This window comes from Corynebacterium sp. UD i78, assembly GCF_056280545.1.
This window is the reverse complement of sequence record NZ_JBWCED010000001.1, coordinates 2,455,777-2,474,749: the sequence shown is the minus strand read 5'-3', so window position 1 is coordinate 2,474,749 and position 18,973 is coordinate 2,455,777. Positions and strand designations below refer to the sequence as shown.

Annotated in this window: 16 protein-coding genes; 6 read left to right on the top strand and 10 right to left on the bottom strand. The window is 67.9% G+C overall.

What is annotated here, in order from left to right; translation table 11 throughout:
* Nucleotides 1-39: 39 nt before the first annotated feature.
* Nucleotides 40-348 (top strand): YdeI/OmpD-associated family protein, encoded by a 309-nt coding sequence (locus ACZ9GM_RS11575; protein WP_291475601.1) that lies wholly within the window; start codon nucleotides 40-42, stop codon nucleotides 346-348.
* Between the two features lie 157 nt (nucleotides 349-505).
* On the opposite strand, the gene adhP is transcribed toward ACZ9GM_RS11575, so the two are convergent.
* The 9 genes from adhP to ACZ9GM_RS11530 form a co-directional block, all read right to left on the bottom strand.
* On the bottom strand, nucleotides 506-1,531 hold the full coding sequence (gene adhP / locus ACZ9GM_RS11570; protein ID WP_291475520.1) for an alcohol dehydrogenase AdhP: 1,026 nt from the start codon (nucleotides 1,529-1,531) through the stop codon (nucleotides 506-508).
* Between the two features lie 248 nt (nucleotides 1,532-1,779).
* Nucleotides 1,780-2,583 (bottom strand): hypothetical protein, encoded by an 804-nt coding sequence (locus ACZ9GM_RS11565; protein ID WP_291475519.1) that lies wholly within the window; start codon nucleotides 2,581-2,583, stop codon nucleotides 1,780-1,782.
* Nucleotides 2,580-3,311 carry an ABC transporter ATP-binding protein gene (locus ACZ9GM_RS11560; RefSeq protein ID WP_291475518.1) on the bottom strand — a complete coding sequence of 244 codons (732 nt, stop codon included), beginning with the start codon at nucleotides 3,309-3,311 and terminating at the stop codon, nucleotides 2,580-2,582. Before ACZ9GM_RS11560 ends, ACZ9GM_RS11565 begins: the two co-directional genes overlap by 4 nt.
* A gap of 6 nt (nucleotides 3,312-3,317) precedes the next feature.
* Nucleotides 3,318-4,061 (bottom strand): MTB12 C-terminal domain-containing protein, encoded by a 744-nt coding sequence (locus ACZ9GM_RS11555; protein WP_476037902.1) that lies wholly within the window; start codon nucleotides 4,059-4,061, stop codon nucleotides 3,318-3,320.
* A gap of 37 nt (nucleotides 4,062-4,098) precedes the next feature.
* Nucleotides 4,099-4,848 carry a helix-turn-helix transcriptional regulator gene (locus ACZ9GM_RS11550; RefSeq protein ID WP_476037901.1) on the bottom strand — a complete coding sequence of 250 codons (750 nt, stop codon included), beginning with the start codon at nucleotides 4,846-4,848 and terminating at the stop codon, nucleotides 4,099-4,101.
* Nucleotides 4,849-4,865: 17 nt separating this feature from the next.
* Nucleotides 4,866-5,342 (bottom strand): cupin domain-containing protein, encoded by a 477-nt coding sequence (locus tag ACZ9GM_RS11545; protein ID WP_291475818.1) that lies wholly within the window; start codon nucleotides 5,340-5,342, stop codon nucleotides 4,866-4,868.
* Nucleotides 5,335-6,126, bottom strand: coding sequence for a class I SAM-dependent methyltransferase (locus ACZ9GM_RS11540; RefSeq protein WP_476037900.1), 792 nt, complete (start codon nucleotides 6,124-6,126; stop codon nucleotides 5,335-5,337). Before ACZ9GM_RS11540 ends, ACZ9GM_RS11545 begins: the two co-directional genes overlap by 8 nt.
* Nucleotides 6,127-6,244: 118 nt before the next feature.
* Nucleotides 6,245-6,928, bottom strand: coding sequence for a DNA-3-methyladenine glycosylase (locus ACZ9GM_RS11535; RefSeq protein ID WP_291475814.1), 684 nt, complete (start codon nucleotides 6,926-6,928; stop codon nucleotides 6,245-6,247).
* 2 nt (nucleotides 6,929-6,930) lie between these two features.
* The gene (locus tag ACZ9GM_RS11530) at nucleotides 6,931-8,994 is read right to left on the bottom strand and encodes an FAD/NAD(P)-binding protein (protein ID WP_476037899.1); all 2,064 of its coding nucleotides are present in this window, start codon (nucleotides 8,992-8,994) and stop codon (nucleotides 6,931-6,933) included.
* 71 nt (nucleotides 8,995-9,065) lie between these two features.
* On the opposite strand from ACZ9GM_RS11530, the gene ACZ9GM_RS11525 reads away from it, so the two are divergent.
* Genes ACZ9GM_RS11525 through ACZ9GM_RS11510 form a run of 4 tightly spaced genes read left to right on the top strand, consistent with a single transcriptional unit; the run spans nucleotide 9,066 to nucleotide 14,358 of the window.
* Complete coding sequence (locus ACZ9GM_RS11525) at nucleotides 9,066-10,739, top strand: TIGR04028 family ABC transporter substrate-binding protein (protein ID WP_291475810.1); 1,674 nt, start codon at nucleotides 9,066-9,068, stop codon at nucleotides 10,737-10,739.
* Nucleotides 10,740-11,744: an ABC transporter permease gene (locus tag ACZ9GM_RS11520; protein ID WP_291475808.1), complete on the top strand. Its 1,005-nt coding sequence runs from the start codon at nucleotides 10,740-10,742 to the stop codon at nucleotides 11,742-11,744. It begins immediately after the preceding gene.
* The gene (locus ACZ9GM_RS11515; RefSeq protein WP_291475806.1) at nucleotides 11,741-12,571 is read left to right on the top strand and encodes an ABC transporter permease; all 831 of its coding nucleotides are present in this window, start codon (nucleotides 11,741-11,743) and stop codon (nucleotides 12,569-12,571) included. Before ACZ9GM_RS11520 ends, ACZ9GM_RS11515 begins: the two co-directional genes overlap by 4 nt.
* A gap of 14 nt (nucleotides 12,572-12,585) precedes the next feature.
* Nucleotides 12,586-14,358 (top strand): dipeptide ABC transporter ATP-binding protein, encoded by a 1,773-nt coding sequence (locus ACZ9GM_RS11510; RefSeq protein ID WP_476038356.1) that lies wholly within the window; start codon nucleotides 12,586-12,588, stop codon nucleotides 14,356-14,358.
* A 152-nt stretch (nucleotides 14,359-14,510) separates the two neighbouring features.
* Here the strand turns inward: ACZ9GM_RS11510 and ACZ9GM_RS11505 are convergent, their stop codons facing one another.
* Nucleotides 14,511-16,043: an HNH endonuclease signature motif containing protein gene (locus ACZ9GM_RS11505; protein WP_476037898.1), complete on the bottom strand. Its 1,533-nt coding sequence runs from the start codon at nucleotides 16,041-16,043 to the stop codon at nucleotides 14,511-14,513.
* A gap of 176 nt (nucleotides 16,044-16,219) precedes the next feature.
* Here ACZ9GM_RS11505 and ACZ9GM_RS11500 point away from each other — a divergent pair, with 176 nt between their 5' ends.
* Entirely contained in the window at nucleotides 16,220-17,653 is a 1,434-nt protein-coding gene (locus ACZ9GM_RS11500) for an alkylhydroperoxidase domain protein (protein ID WP_476037897.1), read from the top strand.
* Nucleotides 17,654-18,973 lie beyond the last annotated feature (1,320 nt).

Below are 18,973 nucleotides of genomic sequence, written 5' to 3'. Positions count from 1 at the left end.
ATCCCGCCCGGATCCGGTAGCGTCGTGTCCATGAGTGACGTGAGTGAAGTGGTCGTCTCCGGTGGTGTCGTCCACGAACTGCCCGATGACCTGCGCGCAGCGATCCTCGGCGGCGACCGTGGCGAGGGCGACGACGGCAGCCCGGCGGTCGCCCGCAGCGTCCTCGATCTGTGGGAGGCGTGCACCCCGTTGGGGCGCAACGAGTTCATCTGCTGGGTCGGGGACGCCAAGCAGGCCAGGACCCGTAACCGACGTATCCGTCGGACCTGTGAGGAACTGGAGGAGGGGAAGCGGCGTCCCTGCTGCTGGCCGGGCTGCAAGCACCGCGAGCGCACGGGCAGGGCGTGACAGCGACCGTCCCGCCGTATCGGCACTACGCAATGTCGGCAACGCGCAGCGTGAGGCTGTTCTGACCCGGGTCAGAACAGCCTCACGCTGCGTACTGCGGACATCTCGGACATCGGTGGACATCGGTGGACATCCGCAGGAGGGGGTAAGCAGCGGATCAGTAGCGGATCGCCATGCGTCCGTCGATCTTGCCCTTCTCCATGTTGGTGAAGACCTCGTTGACGTCATCGAGGCGGCACTCGGTCACCGTCGGGTGGATGAGGCCACGGGCATAGAAGTCCAGCGCCTCGACCTGGTCCTGGCGGTCACCGACGAGCGAGCCGCGGATCGTCAGACCCTTGAGCACGATGTCGAAGATCGGGGCGGGGAACTCTCCCGGGGGCAGGCCGTTGAAGACGATGGTGCCGGCGCGGCGGGCCATGTTGATCGCCTGGCCGAACGCCTGGGGGTGCACCGCGGTGACGAGGATGCCGTGGGCACCGCCGTCGGTGTACTCCTGCACGGCCTCGGCCGGGTCGACCTCGGCGGCGTTGACGGTGAACTCCGCACCGTGCTTCTTCGCCAGCGCCAGCTTCTCATCGGCGATGTCGACGGCGATGACGCGCATGCCCATGGCCTTGGCGTACTGCACGGCGAGGTGGCCGAGACCACCGACACCGGAGATGACCATGAACTGGCCGGGCTTCGTCTCGGAGACCTTGAGGCCCTTGTAGACGGTGACACCGGCGCAGAGGATCGGGGCGACCTCCAGTGGGTCAGCGCCTTCCGGGATCTTCGGGGCGAAGCGGGTGTCGACGAGCATGTAGGTGCCGAAGGAACCGTCGACGGTGTATCCGCCGTACTCCGCGTTCGGGCAGAGCGTCTCCCAGCCCTTCAGGCACTGGTCACAGTTCCCGCAGGCGGACCAGAGCCAGGCGTTGCCGACGATGTCGCCGACCTTCACGGTGTGGTCGCCGGGTCCGAGCTCGACGACCTCACCGACACCTTCGTGGCCGGGAATGAACGGGGGCTCGGGCTTGACCGGCCAGTCGCCGTGGGCGGCGTGGAGGTCGGTGTGGCAGATGCCGGAGGCGATGAGCTTGACGAGAGCCTGGTTGTGTCCGGGAGTGGGCAGTTCGACGTCCTTGACGACGACGGGGGCGCCGAACTCCTCGACGACAGCTCCGGTGAACGTATCGGTCATGGGGCAGATCCTTCCGGTCGGGGAAAAGGTGTGACGGGACGCTAACAAGACCCCCGCTGTGACGACCAGAGCATTCTGCATCGGATCTGCGCCGGCCACGCCGGATCTTTCCTGCAAAGAACCATGTCAGACCCACCTTTTTCAGTGGATGTGATGCATTCCACACTTCTGGCCTCCGGGGGGTGCCGGGGGTGATTTTGCTGACAGTATCGCCATCAGGTACCGCCGAACGGTCACCTGTTATGTCGTCACAGTATTTTTCGTAGTGCCACTGTTCCGGTGCCCACCAGCACTGCAGCAACGAGGAAGACATAGAGCAGCGCGCCGTCCGGTCCCCAGGCCGGTTCCAGGGCGATATCCTGCCCCGTCGCGTACTGTCCGTTGAGAAAGGGCATCCACCCCAGCAGGTCGGCACCCTTCGGGATGTAGACCAGGGCGCTCTCGACGAGCAGTGACCACAGTGTCAGCACAGCGACCGCAGCTGCCGGCACCCGCACCAGTGCGCCGAGCCCCACCCCGATGCCGGACGCGGCCACCGCGTACAGCGGCACCGTCCACAGGAACCGCAGCCCGGCGTCCGACCCGATGGACACCGTCCCGTACACACCGGGGAACAGTGCCGGCAGCGTCACGAGCAGGGTGACCACCGCCACCAGCGAAGACAGGGCCGCGACCGCACCCGTGACGGCCCAGCGCGCGGGAAGATCCCACCGGATACGGGGCAGGAGGTGCCGTCGCAGCTCACCGACCGCACCGCGGGTGGACGTCGCCTGGGCGTAGGCCGCGACCACCGCATGCACCGTGATCCCCAACGAGATCACCCAGTACAGCGAGTTCGTGGTGCCTACCTCGCGGACCCGGATCAGGGCCTCGCCGAGTCCACCGGACCCGTCTCCCGGATCGCCGTGCAGCTTCTCTGCGACGGCGGCGACGACAACACTGACCAGCAGCGGGAGGACCAGGCCCAGGGGGAGGGACGCCCGGAGCAGCGGTCCCCGGCGTCCGCCGAGACGCACGGCCTCGGCCCGGGCACTACGCAGGAACGCACTCATCGCCGCACCTCCGCGGAACCGGCCGCGCGGGGGACGAGGGCGACCACGGCGTCCTCCAGACTGGAATGTTCCCCGCGCACCTCGTCGAGCGGACCGGCGGCCACGGTGTGTCCGGCTTCGAGCAGCATGACGGCGTCCGCGGACAGCTCGACCTCGCTGAGGTGGTGACTCGCGACGATGACGCACCGCCCGTCGGCGGCCAGTCCACGGAGCAGACGGCGCAGCCACAGCACCCCGGCGATGTCGAGGCCGTTGAGCGGCTCGTCGAGGATCACATTGGGCGGGTCGCCGAGCAGTGCGCCGGCGATGCCGAGACGCTGGCGCATCCCCAGGGAGTACCCGGACACCGCGTCATCGGCGACAACGTCGAGCCCCACGTCGGTGAGCCGACGGTCGACCTCGGCGGCGTCCAGCCCGGAGGCGGCGGCGAGCCACCGGAGGTGACGGCGTCCGGTGTGGCCGGGGTGCACGGCGGCGGTGTCGAGGAACATGCCGGTCCGGCGCCCCGGGGCGGGCCAGGCGTCCGGTGCTCTCCCGTCGACGAGGACGCGCCCCGCGGTGGGACGCCGCACCCCGCACAGCAGACGCAGCAGGGTGGACTTGCCGGTGCCGTTGAGTCCGAGGACGTAGGTGACCCGGCCGTCGGGGAAGGTCTGGGTGATGCCCCGCAGCGGGGTGACAGGTCGGCGCCGTCCGAAGGTACAGGTCAGGTCGGTGGTGGTGATCATGGCGGCTCAGGCGTTGCAGTAGACGGGCAGGCCGACGGTGCGGACGCCGGTACAGACCGAGGCGCTGGACAGTCGCCATGTTCCGTCGCGGTAGACGAAGGTGATCGGCAACGACACATCGGGTATTCCCTGTGACCAGGCGTTGAGGTGGGCGGTGACTGTGTCGCCGTCGCGTTCGACGGGGCCGGTGATCTCGGATCCGCCGCGGGGTGCGCGGAAGAGTCCGACGCGTGAGACGGTCTGCGGGACGATGAGGGCGTCGGTGGACTCGAGGTACTTCTCCTTCTCGGCGTCGGTGGCGTCGGACGCGGTGAGCAGGTGGACGATGTCGGTGAGTTCGTCGGTGCCCGGGGTGGGTACGCTGTCTGTGCCGTCGGTGGTGCCTGCGTCGGCTGTATCACCGGTGCTTCCTCTGCCTTCCGCCGGTTCGCCGGCCGAGGCCCCGTCGGTAGCTGCGCCGGTCGATGCATCGGGTGCCGGGGCGGACGCCGATCCCGAGGCGGACCTTGAGGGCGTTGCCGACGGTGCTGCAGAGGATGTGGAGGTGGCGGAGCTGGACATGGCAGGCGCCTGCGATTCCGCGGACTGCCCGTCGGAGCCGACCGGCACCGTGGTGTCGCCGTCCCCGCCGGAGCGCTGCAGGGCGATGACGCCGACGGTGAGGATCACTGCCGTGACCAGTGCGGCGCACAGGACAGAGACGAGGACGGTGGTCCGGCTTTTCAGGTCGGTGGAGGCTGGTCCGGGCATCGGGGTTTCCGTTCTCCCCGGGCTCGGACCCGGGGTGTCAGCTGGTGGGGGAGGTGGGGACAGGGAGAACAGTGGGGGCGGTGGACGCGGGGGCTGTGGGTGCGAGGCGGAGCGTGACCTCGCAGTCGCCGAAACGGGGGTCGGGGCGGGATGTCACGGTCCAGCCGTCCGGCGTTCCGGCCGCGGTGGATCCGGTGGAACCTGCGAGGCCGGTGAGAGCGAACTCCACGGCACCGCGCTGGATACCACGGGCGACCTCGGGATGACGCTGCCCCAGGATCCGCAGCGGACAGGAGCACACCCGGATCTCGCTGGTACCGAAGATGCTGCTCATCGACTGGATCTCGAAGCCCAGCGCGGTGAGGACGGCAGCTGCGGCGTCCAGCGGATCGGCGGCGTCCAGCGCAGAACCGACTGGAGAATCGACCGCAGAACCCACCACACTGGACGCCCAGATCCGGCCCGCCTGTGCGGCCCGTTCCTCACGCTCGTCGTCGGTGTCGGCGAGCGCTTCCACAAGGGCGATCAGCAGGGTGTCGGTCGGTGTCGCAGGAGCCGGACGGTAGCGCTTGCGAGGGCGGCCGCGCCCGTCAGTCGTATCCGCCGACTCTTCGACGATCTGGCCGGCGTCCAGGAGTTTGCGCAGGTGAAACCGCACGGTCGACGGATGGAGGTCCAGGGTGTCGGCGAGCTCGGCGGCGGTCACGGCGTCCCCGGTGCGGGTGTGGGTGTCCTCGACAGCGGCGAGGACGCGACCGCGGGGCGACGGCTCGGTGACGGAACTCATGTCATGATCCTGCCCCCTCACTCATCGGAGTCGGAAACCGGGGCATCTGCGCCGCCGTGCAGCACGAGCAGGGTGACGGTGGACGCCTCGGTGGCGGTGAGGGAGTGGACGCGCCGGGCGGTGACATTCAGCGCGGCGCCCGGGGCGAGCTCCACGGTGGCGGCGTCCTCCCCGGAGAGGTCGGCATTGTCCGGACCGGCGACGGTCACCTCGACACGGCCGGACTGTCCCATGATGAGGATCGGCCAGACCGCGGAGTGGTCGGCCATGACGTCACCGGCGCGGAATGCGAGACGGACGGCGGTGACGCCCTCGAGCTCGCCCAGCTTCTTCACCGCGGGGATCGCCCGTTCGCGGCGCTGGTGGGGGCGGTCACCGGCCAGTGGGACGGTACCGGGATGGGCGTCCAGCAGGCCGTCGACGAGGGTCCAGCCGTCGCCGGAACGGTCGTCGACGAGAGCGTCCGCGGGGACACTGCCGGGGGTGTCACTCATTGTCTTCTCCTGTCGGGTTCTTCGTTGCGACGACGGCGATGGCCGCGAGGTTGTCGCTGTACCTGTTGAAGACCTTGCGCATCCCGAGGACGCGCCTGCGGGCGCCCGGATTGCGCAGCAGGTTGACCACGATGGTGGCCACACCCTTCAGGCCTTCATCGGCGAGGTTGCGCCGCGGCTTGAGCAGTTCCATGCCGTTGTGCTGCACCGACTCGACCGTGAAGCCGTGGGAGGTGAGCAGGTCGGTCCATTCTTCGGTGGTCAGCGGGCGGGCGTTGACCTTGATGGAGCGGGCGAGGGCCTTGCGGATCTCGGTCTTCGCGTCGTCGTCGAGGGTGTCGGGCTCGAGGCAGAGCTCGTGGATGGCGTAGCGGCCGCCGTCACGCAGCACGCGGTGGGCTTCGGCGACGATGGCGTCCTTGCCCTTCGCGCCCTGCATGGTGAGCATGGCTTCGCCGAGGACCACGTCGGCGGAGTCGCAGTCCAGGCCCGTGGCGTCCGCCTTCGCCTCGGTGATCTCTCCGGTGTTGCCGATGGTCTGGTTGGTCAGGGTCACGGCCTCGGCGTCCTCGTCCACACCGCGGTAGGACGCCGGGTGGGTGTCGAGCAGCAGCTTGGCGGTCTTGCCGAGACCGGGGGCCAGCTCGACGACGTCCTTGCCGGCGGGGGACGCGGCGGTGATGAGCCGTTCGGTGAGCTCCCGGCCGCCGGGGCGCAGGACGCGCTTACCGAGCCGGGCCAGCAGCCAGTGGCCGGGCAGATCCTCGATGGGCCGTTCGGACATGGGCAGAGTGTCGGTCACAGGAACCTCCGTCGGTAGCGCCGACGGCACCGTCGGCGATGTAGTCGGCTATTTATGAGGATGATCATGCTCATAATAACCGACATGAAGGCAGGAGAACCTAAGTGTGGGATACCTCACCTGACTCCGGGGGTGGTGGCGGTCGGATACCCTTCGGACGCCCCCGTGGCGTGGTCACGGTCCGGTCGCCGGGGATCCAGAACCGCAGTGGTGCCTCGACATTCTTCGAGATGCCGATCCGTGGGCCGCTGACATAGTCCGCCGGGGACGCCGGGGGAGTGAGGGTGAAGGTGGCGTCGGTGGCGGCATCACCACTGACCACCGCCAATGTCGCGCCGTCGAGATCCAGGTCAAGGCCCAGCACAGCGCCGAGATTCCCCGGCCCGCGCCCCAGTGCCTCATCGGTGGGAACCACGGCCACCCCGTCCTTCACCTTCCTCCGTCGGCGCCGCGCGACCTCCAGCCCCTCGACCACGCGCCCGGCCCGCATGAGTACCCCCGCGCCGGTCCCCGCCGGCCGGCACACGATATTTCCGGCCCGGTGGATCCCGTAGCTCGCGTAGACGTAGATGTGCCCCGGTGGGCCGAACATCGTCGCACACCGGGGCGTCCACCCGTTGGCCGTGTGGGACGCCGGGTCCCCGACCCCCGGATATGCCTCGACCTCGGTGAGCTGCACGGCGACTGTGCCGGTGCCGCCGACGCCGTCAGGAGTCACCCGACGCAGCACTGCGCCGAGCAGCTGCGGCGCCACAACCTCGGGGGACGCGGTGAGGTCGAGCATGCTCAGCTCCGAGAATCCTGCGTGCCCTGCACATCCGGCGAGCTCTGCGCGATCCGCAGTGCAGACACCGCCGCCCCGTCCGTCTCCTGCAGCATCAGCGGATCGGTGCGCGGCATCGGCGAGATCGTCATGTCCGCCCGGTAAGCCAGCAGCGGAATACCCAGCATGTGGACCCGCGGATCCACCTCGCCGTCCGGGTGCACCAGCAGACCTGTCGCCAGATCCACCTCCGGCGCGGTCGTCACCGAGCCGTCGGCGAGAGTGAAGGGACGCAGCCGCCCCTCGAGCCGCAGCTGCCGGGTCAGCGGATCGGCCGAGGTCCGGGCGTCCGGCTTGTGCAGCCAGGCGTCCACCAGCGTGGTGGAGAACACCGCCTCGTCACCGGTCGTCGGCGAACTCATGGCGAAGGCCGGCTGCTCCGGATCGACGACCAGGGTCGGGTGGGCACCGAGGAAGCGCACATAGCCGGCGTCCAGCAGGCAGAGCAGTTCGGCGGTACGGAACGCAGGCGGTCCGGACCCGACCATCTGGCCGACGCGCCGCAGCTCGGCGTACTCCGCGCGCCGTGACCGGGTGGTGAACCGGCCGGGCTCGTCGGCGACCTGGGCGGGCTTGCGTGCCGCACCGATGACCTGCAGCCCCGCCTTCACCGCGGAATCCTGGCCGAGGTTCGCCTCGTGGAGGTCGGCGGCGAGCCGGTCACCGAGGAAGGTCGTCAGTTCCGCGATCGTGGAGCCGGAGAAGGTCGCCACCGGATCGGCGTAGAAGCCCAGGTCGAAGCGGTCGTCTTCCGGGACCAGGGCCTGCAGTTCCGGGTAGGTGTGCAGTCGCCACGGGTCCAGTGCCGGATCGTCGACCACGGCCAGGACCTCGGCCAGCCGGTCGGAGTCCTCGGCATGTCCCGGGCAGCGTCCGCTGAACAGGACCGTGTAGTAGGCGGCCTGGGCGTCCCGCAGGATCGCCGGCCACAGGGTCTCGCCGAAATCGACGGACCCCGCCGGGGCGTCCTCCGCAAGTGCGGCCAGCGCAGCCCGGAACCGGGGCATCGGGGCCGGCGACGGCAGTGCGTGGAGCACGGGTTTCGGCTGGTAGGGGTAGCCGTGGTGGGAGGCGACCACCAGTTTCGGCTCGCGTCCGGACGGCCGGTAGGCCAGGCCCGAGCGGGAGGTGGCGTCCGTGACGAACTTTCCGCCACGGTCGATGGTCACCATCGCCATGAGGTCGAAGAACCCCATACCCAGGCCGCGGACCACGATCTCTTCACCCGCGCCGACGGCATCCACCGCCTGGTCGGCCGGGTTGCCGGGCCGGACCCAGTGCAGCGTGGGGTGCATCTGCACGCTGGTGGCGGTGAACCCCTCCAGCGCGTCCGGCTCATTGCCGGTCCAGCCCAGCGCCAGCACCGTGGCGTCCGCCGTGAGTGTGACAGGGGAGGACGCCAGGTGGGCGGCGTCTCCGCTGGTATGGTGCTCCAGGGTGATCTCGTCGCGGACGATCCCGTCATCCCCGGTGACCTGCGTGATCTCCGTGGCGCGGGCCTGGTGGACCTCGACCTTCAGGCTTTCGGGGGCGCTTGCCAGCACCACCGACAGGACCCAGCGCAGGTACTCACCGTAGAGCGCACGCGACGGGTGGGACTCCGGCTCCGTCGCCGCGATCTCACTGTGGAACTCGCCCCGGACCATCGCCGGGTGACCGCGGAACAGGGCGGTCTTCGCGCCGTTCGGATCGGCCTGGTCCGGGAGGGAATCGCCGCGGATCAGGCGGATCCACTCGTACATCGTCGGACCCTCGACGACCGGCGCCGTGACCGTGGATCCGGGCTCGGTGAACAGCGTCACCGCGTCCGCCAGGGTGTTCATGCACAGCGTGCGGGTCTGGTCGGTGCGCCAGACCCGGCCGGCGCCGGGTTCGGTGTCGTCGACGAGATGGACGGTGACAGGGCCGGAGTCGGAGGCGTCACCGGGCCCTCCTGCCTCGGCCGCATGCTGTGCGGCGAGACGTTCCAGGACGGAGATGCCGCGGGGGCCTCCCCCGATGATCGCGATGGTGCCCGATGATCTCATAGCCACCCATCGTAGTCAGGCAGGGCCGGTGCTACGATGACGCCCTGAGCCTAGAACAGACAGGTCTGTACATGTCACTATTTCCCGATCGTCACCGCCGGGGACGTCGACGGCCCGCAGTGAAGACCCTCGCGGTCGTCACCGCTCTCGCCACCGCCACCGGCCTCGCCTCCTGCAGCAGCAGCGACGGGCCCGCCCCGCGCGAACTCACCTACCTCGAGTCACTGCCCTTCCAGACCCTCTACCCGCCGACCGCGGGCTACTACCCGAACGGCGGTGTGGTGAACAACATCACCGACCGCCTCCTCTGGCAGGACCCGGACACCCTCGAACTCTACCCGTGGATCGCCACCGACCTGCCCGAGATCAACGCGGACGCCACCGAATTCACCTTCCACCTGCGCGATGACGTCACCTACTCCGACGGCACCCCGCTCACCGCCGAGAACGTGGTCCGCAACTTCGACCTCTTCGGCAAGGGTGACAAGGAGCGGAAGCTGACCTCCTCCGAGCAGATCAGCACCTACGACCGCGGCGAGGTCCTCGACGACCACACGGTCCGCTTCCACTTCACCGACCCTGAGCCCGGCTTCCCGCAGGCCACCAGTTCCTTCAATGCCGGACTCCTGGCGGACGCCTCCCTCGACATGACCGACGAAGGATTCGCCCCCGGCAACGCCCGCCGCGTCATCGGCTCCGGCCCTTTCGTCATCACCGACGAGGAGCGCAACACCGAGCTCACGCTCTCCGCCCGGGAGGACTACGCCTGGGCTCCGCCGGAACTCGGCAACCGGGGCGAGAACACGGGACGTCCGGACCTGGACACGATCCACGTCGTGGTCGCCAAGGAAGACAGCGTCCGCGTCGGCGGTATCCGGTCCGGCCAGGGCGACGTCGCCCGCCAGATCGAGGCCCCCGAGGAGAAGCACCTGGAGGACGCCGGGGTGGACATCCTCTCCGCACCGACCTCCGGGGTGAACAACCAGATCGCGCTGCGGTTCCGCCACCCGCTGCTCGAGGACATCCGGGTCCGCCAGGCGATCATCGCCGGAGTCGACCGGGAACGCATCCTGACCTCGCTGTTCTCGGAGTCCTACCCGTTGGCGACCTCGGCCCTGGCGTCCACCGCCATGGGCTACCGCGAGCAGAAGGACGCCTACACCTTCGACCCCGAGCGCGCGAAGGAGCTCCTCGACGAGGCGGGCTGGGTGCCGGGCTCCGACGGCATCCGCGTCAAGGACGGGAAACGGCTCAGCCTCACCGCCAATGACGCCGAACAACAGCCCCGCACGCGCGAGGTCGTCACCATGGTCCAGGAGCAGCTGAAGAAGATCGGCATCGACGTGCAGCTCTACCCCGGCGATGTCGCGGCACAGAAGGCCGCGCAGACCGACATCGACAAGATCCAGCTCAACGTCACCATGGTCGGACGCGCCGACTACGACGTCATCAAGTCGCAGTACTATTCCGACAACCGCAACCAGCTGCTCAACCTGCTCGGTGATGACTCGATCGGCGACGAACACCTCGAGGAACTGCTGCGCAAGGTGTCCTCCTCGGCCACACCCGAGGACCGGGCGGACGCCTCCGGCGACGTCCAGGACTACCTGACCGAGCAGGCCTACGTCCTGCCCATGTTCGAGGAACCGCAGGTCTACGGCGTGCAGTCCTATGTCCACGGCTTCCGCGCCGAGTCCATCGGCCGGCCCTGGTTCTACCTCACCAGCGTGGAAGGGGACGAGTAGATGACCACCATGACTGTCCTCCGCCGCATCGGCGCAGCGGTCCTGGTCCTCTGGGCCAGCTTCACCCTCGCCTTCATCCTGCTCACCGCCCTGCCCGGGGACGCCGTCTCCACCCGCTACGCCGATCCCGAGCTCGGCCTCTCGGCCTCCGAGATCGCCGATATGCAGCAGGCCTACGGCTCGGATGAGCCTGTCCTGTCGCGGTACTGGAACTCGCTGACCGGCGTCCTCCACCTCGACTTCGGCAACTCCCTGCAGACCGGTGCCGATGTCATGGACTCCCTGACTGACGCCCTGCCCGGCACCCTTGCCCTGGCTGTGACCGGTTTCCTGGTTGCCCTGGTCATCGCGGTGCTCGTGGCGGTGACCGCCACCTCGTTGCCGGACAACCGGGTCTGCCGCTGGATCTCGACGACGCTGCGTGCACTTCCGCCCCTGTTCGTCTCCCTGCCGGCATTCTGGCTCGGCATCATCCTCATCCAGGTGTTCAGCTTCACCCTGGAGTGGATCCCGGTGATCCACGCGTCCAGCGTCCAGGACCTCATCCTGCCGTCGATCGCGCTGGCGGTGCCGCTGTCTGCACCGCTGGCCCAGGTGCTGATCCGCAGCATCGACGATGTCACCGACATGCCCTTCATCACCGTGGTCAAGGCCCGCGGCGCCGGTGCCCAGTGGGTGCTGTGGCGGAATGTTCTGCGCAACGCGGTGCTGCCGGCGATCACCATCGCCGGGCTGACCTTCGGCGAACTCGTCGGCGGTGCGGTCATCACCGAGGCCGTGTTCTCCCGCGCCGGGGTCGGTGCGATGACGGTGGACGCCGTCGCCAACCGAGACACCCCCGTCCTCATGGCAGTGGTCGTGCTCGCCGCGGCGGTCTACGTCGTCATCAACCTGGTCGTCGACCTGCTCTACCCGGTGCTGGACGCCAGGCTCCGCACCGGTGAGAAGGCCGGGCAGAAAGCCGGGCAGAAGACCGGCAAGAGCGGGAAGAAGGTGAAGGCATGAAGACCCTGACACGCATCCGTCCCGGCGTCTGGCTCGCCGGCTTCGTCGTCCTCCTCGCCGTCGCCTGGGCCCTGGTCCCCGGCCTGTTCGCCTCCGGTGACCCCACCGAATCCGGCACCACCGAACCGCTGCTCGCCCCGTCGGCGGACCACTGGTTCGGTACCGACGCCGTCGGCCGTGACCTCTACACCCGTGTGGTCTGGGGTGCCCGGCACTCCCTGTCCGGCGCCCTGGTCGCCGTGCTCGTCGGCATGGTCGTCGGCACCCTGCTCGGCCTGGTCGCCGGCTCGGTCCGGGGAGGACGCAACGGCTGGCTCGACACGCTCATCATGCGCATCGTCGACGTGCTGCTCTCCATCCCGGCCCTGCTGCTGAGCCTGTCGGTGATCATCCTGCTGGGCTACGGCACGATGAACGCCGCCATCGCCGTCGGTGTCACCAATGTCGCCATGTTCGCCCGCCTGGCCCGTTCCGAGGTCCTCGGTGTGGCCGCCGCCGATTTCGTCGAGGCCGCCTACGGTTCCGGCGGAACGGCCTGGTCGGTGCTGTGGCGACACATCCTGCCGAACTCGCTGACCCCGGTGCTGGCCCTCGCCGCCCTGCAGTTCGGCAGCGCGATCCTGCAGCTGTCCACCCTCGGCTTCCTCGGCTACGGCGCACCGCCGCCCACCCCGGAGTGGGGCCTGATCATCTCCGAGGGACGCGACTTCATCGCCACCTCCTGGTGGCTGTCCGTCCTGCCCGGCCTGGCGATCGTCCTCGTCGTCCTGGCCACCAACTATCTCAGCCAGGCGCTGCAGCGCTCCGGCGGGAAGGCGATCCGATGACTGAGAAGCCAGACATGAACTGGGACGACGGCTCCTGGCGTCCGGACACCCACGAGGCCTCCGGCACTGCTGCGGCGTCCGGGGCCGACCATGCTGCCCCGCTGCTCGAGATCCGCGATCTCGCGGTGACCTACCGCACCCGCCGTGGTGGCGTCCCCGCGGTGAAGAACGTCAGCGTCACCGTCGAGCGTGGCAAGGTCACCGCCATTGTCGGCGAGTCCGGCTCCGGCAAGTCGACCTCCGCCATGGCCACCCTCGGCCTGCTGCCCGGCAACGCCGAGGTCAGCGGCACGATCAAGCTCGACGGCCGGTCGATCACCAACCTCTCCGAGCGCGAGTGGCGCAGCATCCGCGGCACCCGTGTCGGCCTGATCCCGCAGGACCCGAACAACTCACTGAACCCGGTGAAGACCATCGGCGCGTCCGTGGGGGAGGGGCTGCGCATCGCGCCGAAGGCGGTGCGGCTGTCCGCGTCCGCGCGCAAGAGGAAGGTCCTTGACCTGCTCGAACAGGTCGGGATCGACAACCCGGAGGTGCGCTACGACCAGTACCCGCACCAGCTCTCGGGCGGTATGAAGCAGCGCGCACTCATCGCCGCGGCCGTCGCGACCGAGCCGGAGCTCATCATCGCCGATGAGCCGACGAGTGCCCTGGACGTCACCGTGCAGCGCACGATCCTGGATCTGCTGGACCGGATGCGGACCGAACTCGACCTCGGCATCCTCTTCATCACCCATGACCTTGCCGTCGCCGGTGACCGCGCCGACCGGCTCGTCGTCATGCAGGGCGGCGAGGTCAGGGAGACCGGCCCGACCGACCGGATCCTCACTGACCCGCACGACCCGTACACGCAACGCCTCCTGTCGGACGCACCGTCTCTGGTCAGCGCGGTGGAGCAGTCGACCTACCGGACCGGCCCCGCGCCGGACGCCACGCCACTGCTCACCGTGGACACGCTGCGCCGCGAGTTCGGTGGCGGTGGCAGAGACTCTGACTCCTTCGTAGCCGTCGACGATGTCTCCTTCACCGTCGCGCCCGGCACGACCCACGCCATCGTGGGGGAGTCCGGCTCCGGCAAGTCCACGCTCGCCCGGATGATCACCGCTTTCCAGGAGCCGACCTCCGGCAATGTGACCCTGGCGGGAACCTCCGGTGATGCCGCTGACCTGCGTATCGACGAGTTCAGCACCTTTTCCAGGGCAGGACGCCGCGACCTGCGGCGTCGGGTCCAGATGGTCTACCAGAACCCCTACAGTTCGCTGGACCCGCGGCAGACCGTGGGCAGGATTCTCGCCGAACCGCTGCGCAACCTCACCGATCTGTCGAAGTCGCAGATCAGGGAGAAGGTCGACGCGATTCTCGACCGGGTGGCCCTGGGCTCCGGGGCGGGATCGGTGAGCGGAGATGTCGCGCAGCGGCGTCCTGCGGAGCTGTCCGGTGGTCAGCGCCAGCGCGTGGCTATCGCTCGCGCCCTGATCCTCGACCCGGAGCTCGTGGTGCTCGATGAAGCGGTGTCCGCACTGGATGTGACCGTGCAGGCGCAGATCCTCAGCCTGCTCGATGAGCTGCAGCGCGACCTCGGGCTGACGTACCTCTTCATTTCCCACGACCTGTCGGTGGTGCGTGAGATATCGGACACTGTCACGGTGATGAGCCACGGGCGGCAGGTCGAATCCGGCCTGACCTCGGAGATTTTCGAGCACCCGCAGGATGAGTTCACGGAGAAACTGCTGGACGCCATTCCGGGTCACCGCTACCGCTCCGGAGGGCTGAACCTTGGGTTGTGAAGGGTCGTTTCCGGGAGCGGGCATGGCTGTATGCCGCGGGGCGGTCTGCTGGAGGGAGACGCCGGAGCCCGCGGTTGTCGGTAGGGCAAACCGTGACAGGCAGGCCGTGACAGGCAGGCCGTGACAGACAGGCAGTGAGGTCGGGTGGGTGGTCAGCCGGTGGGTCGGGCCGGGGTCAGTAGGCCCAGCAATGCCCGTGACTGTCGGCGTAGGACCTGCCCCGGTGTCGTCCAACTCGCCGGATGCACGGTGATCGTCGGTGCCCGGGAGGGGTCCACCTGTTCCGGAGGGGTCCACAACACCCGGTCGGGACACCCTTTCGGCGGTGGGATGGTCTGCCATTTCCGTGGATCAGTGCGGGAATCGTCGATCCCGGCGTGGGCCTCGGGGCCGACGAGGGTGAGATTCGTCAGGTCGGTGCGTCCTCCGAAGAGCCAGGACGTGATGTGGTGGATCTGTGAGAACGCCGGGGGTGTCGCCGGTCCGGGTGCGGAACTCGCCCCTTCTTCGCCGACCAGGGCGAGATACTGGTCGACCGACCCCAGCCGTCGTGACCGGCCCAGGAACAGTGACCGGCCGTGGAAGTCCATGACCTGCAGGAAAAGGTCACGGGCATCGCAGGTTTCCACCAGTTGGTCGACAGTCATCCGGACCCCGGCGTCGGTCACTGCCGTACCGGCGCGTGCGGCCAGTTGCTCGAGAGTCACTGCGGCGACGATGGTGGTGGTACCCCGTCCAGGGGCAAGTTCCTTACCACGCCCGTAACCCGCGGCTATGGCGGCGAACAGTGCGTCATGACGCCGCTGGGCGGGGTTGCGGCTATCCGCCTCAGCGGGATCCTGCACTGTGCCACGCTCTCCGGCATCGGCAGCATCGGCGTCGGCGGTGAGGTCGCCGGGGTTGGCGTGGTCTGCCATGAGCCGCTGCAGGATCGAGGCCAGTTCCGGTGTCAGGTCACCGGAGATCGGGGACATACCGTCATCACGCTGTCGGCCGATGGTGACACCGCGGAGGCGGGCCCGGTCATCGTCGGTGTAGGGTTCGTCGATTCCGGCGATGCCCATGAGGAACGGACGTAGGTCGGCCACTGCATCAGGGCCGGCAGTGCGGACCAGCTCGGCGACCGGGGCGTCGGCGGCGGTGGCGACGCGGTCCTGGACCTCGTGGGGCAGGGCGCGCAGCAGGCGATCGAGGCGGGCGACAGGCTCGGCGTCGAGGACGCCGTCCCGGACAGCGTCGCCCAGGACGGGAAGATGCGTCGAGGTCGGTACCGCGAGGTTCGTGATTTCGGTGGTGGTTATCCGGTCTGCGGCAGCCACCCTGGTCTTCGCTTCGCGGAGAGTGAGCCCGAAGGTGCGGGCGAGCCAGCGGGGACCGCGGGGTCCGCACGGCATGGCGAAGTCGGTGCGGAGACTGGTGACCATCGCTGCGTCCGCGGCGGTGAGTTTCCGGCGGGAGCGTTCCAGTCGGCGGTAGAGCTCCTCTCGCTCACCTGTGCTGATGCGTGACCATGTGTGCTCTCCCTGGGCGAGGATAATCTCCACGGCATCGTCGAGTGCGGCGACGGCATTGACGAGGTCGGCTGTGCTGCCGAAGGGAAGTGGTGCGATTTCTTCCTGGATGAACTGGCCATCAGGCAGATCGGACCAGGGGTCGGCGGTGGTTGTTCCGGTCGTGTCGTCCATGGTCTTCCCCTCCCCAGAGATGCGGTTTCCGGATCCTGTGCTTCTGACAATGATAGTACACCCGTTCGACTGGAATGGCAACGTTTCGGGGAAGAATACTTTCGGGATGAAGCCACCGGTCCACGGCAGCCACGGGTCCCTGACCTTCCTACCGGGAGGGGGCTACCCTGGTCACCATGACTACCGAGTCCGCCGCAGGCACCACCACCGACTCCGCCGACATCATCGACTTCCTCGCTGACCTCGACCCCACCTCCGAGGTCTCCGGCCCGGTCGCGCGGCTGCGGCATAACCGCACCCAGGCCCGGGACAGTGCCCAGCAGTCCTTCCGTGCCCTGTTCGAGCCGGAGACCCCGGGCGACTTCACCCTCGCCGAGCGCTACGTCGTCGCCGCCTTCGTCGCGGGCCTGCACGGTGGGGCGACCGCCGCGGCCCGGGCGACGAGCCTCTACACCGACCTGCTCGTCGACGAACTCGACGGCAATGCCACCGAGACTGAGACGAATGCGCTGATCACCACCCTCGCCGCCGTCGTCTCGGACGCCCGCGCCCACGTCAACGCCGCTGGGGTGCCGACCCCCTACGGCGTCTACCGGGAGCCGGACCTCGCCGACGAGTCCGTGCCCGGCCCGGAGTTCCACCTACTCGAGGCGCAGAAGAAGATCCTCGGGTCCCGCCTCGCCGCAGCCCTCGAGTTCACCCATCTGCTGGTACTGCACCCGCGCGACTCGCGCGCCGAACGACTCCAGCCACTGGCCGACGCCGGGTGGTCGCCGACCGAGGTCGTCCGCCTCGGCCAGCTCGTCTCCTTCCTCACCTTCCAGATCCGCACCGCCCACGGTCTTGGCGTCCTCGCGACGAAGTTCGTGCCGCAGGGGGATGTCCGCCGGCCCGGTAAGCATGCCGGAGCCCGGCAGGCGGACGCCCCGCAGCGCCCGGTCCATGCCGATGCGGCGCCCGGCACCGGGGTGAACGCCGGGTTCGACGTCATCACCTACCCTGACCTGGTGCGTCCCAGGGGTTTCGTGAGCCACTCGCTCGGCTGGGTGCCGTGGGTGCCGCCGGTGGAGGAGTCTGATCTCACCGAACGGCAGAAGGTGGCGCTCGTCGATCCGCTGCGGGCGAAGTCGGAGTACTTCCGCCTGCTCGCCCGGGATCCCGAGGCACTGGAGGCCCGTACGCTGACGGACAAGGACATCTTCTACAACGTCACCGACGGGGCAGGACGCGCCGAACGCGAGCTTTCCGCCGCCGTGACCAGCAGGTTCAACGGCTGCGTGTACTGTGCCTCGGTGCATACCGGCCGCGCGATCGCGGAGTCCGCCGACGATGAGGATGCGGCCGCCAAGGCCGACGCCATCCAGCGGCTCTGCGATGAGGGTGTCGCCGCCGACCTGGGGTCCGATCTCTGGAACGCCATCCGCGACGCCTCGGTTGCGCTGGCGACGGTGCCGGTGCGCTTCGGTGCTCCGCACGTCACCGCGCTGCGGGATGCCGGCCTGTCGGGCGGGGAGATCATCGACGTCATCAATGCGGCGGCCTTCTTCAACTGGGCGAACCGGCTGATGCTGTCGCTGGGCGAGCCGGAACTGCCGAAGCGGTTCCGCTGATAGTCGGTGCAGTCCGGCCGGAACGACTACGGGGAGAAGTCATGTACCTGGGTGGGGGAATGACTTCTCCCCGCTCGTAGTTCCACGTCGTTGCCCTTCACATGACGGGTATGTAAGGTTAGGTAAACATTCCTTTTCGATGGTGACGGTGGTCTGGTGAGGGGGGGCTGCGGGCGGCTGATGGGCAGGATCACTCCGGAGAAGGAAACAACGTCAAGAAGGCAGATTTCCTGGCGGCAGCAGCTGGCATTCAGTTCTTGGAGCGCGGACTGCATGAATACAATGCTGCCGGCTTGTGGGATCATTATTACGGCAATACCGGCGAACTCTTCGTGTTATCGAGTGCAGTTGTTGACCAGTGGATGGTAGAGATGAATATGGATTACGACAGGGGGCCGGAGAATTCGTGGATCCACCGGGGCCACTGGTTCTCATGGACAGGGAATATGCGATAAATCGAGCGGTGCAGATTGCAAAGGGTCGGGGGGGGGGCATCGCTGAAATATACGTACTCCTCCAGATGGAGATTGACTGCCGGGATCAGTGGCGACTATGTGCATTCTCTTGGGCGTCATAGTTCTTCGACATCGACAACGGTTATTGCACGGCCGTACCCCAATGGCGTCACCTATGTTCAGTTTGAGCAGGTTGTCTATTACTTCGATCACTATGATTTTGCCTACCACGATACTCGGTGGGGGCGTGGCAGGAGAACATGGTGAATGTTGCGTACGAGGGTATGAGACTTGGAATTGCTAAACCATTTGAGGTCCAGGGAGAGAGTACCCCTGTGACCGGTTTTAGGGCAGTCTAGGGACGGTGAGGTTCTGCAATCTTGATGACCCGGACAGGCGTTGCGATGCACGGGTCTCACTGTGGACAGTTTTGGCGGTTGTCCTTGTCTGCACCGGACTGGCAATTGGCTGGTGGGCATCTGATCTACTGAGTGACCGCTATCGCATTTTTCTTGAGGGCGTTTTTGGTATGGTTGATCGGCGAGACGTCAAGGTATCAAGGAATCCGCTGACGGGTGAAGGAATGCTGCTGCTACTCCTGTGTTCGGTCCCGCTCGTCGGCTATGTCGTGGCCTGGGTTGCCTGGGTGGTGCGGAGCCCTGCGGTGGGGAGGTTTAGCTATATGTGGAAACTGGTTTTCCCCGGTATTCTTGTGACGTTGTTCCCCGGCGTACTTCTGTCGTCCATCGGAGAGTGGCTGCTCATTGACGCGTGAGGATTTCACGGGAATCTTGGACGTCGGAATCGCGGCACGTGTCCTGGTCTGCGCGACAGTGCAGCGGTAACGCCAGCGGCTGTGGATTGG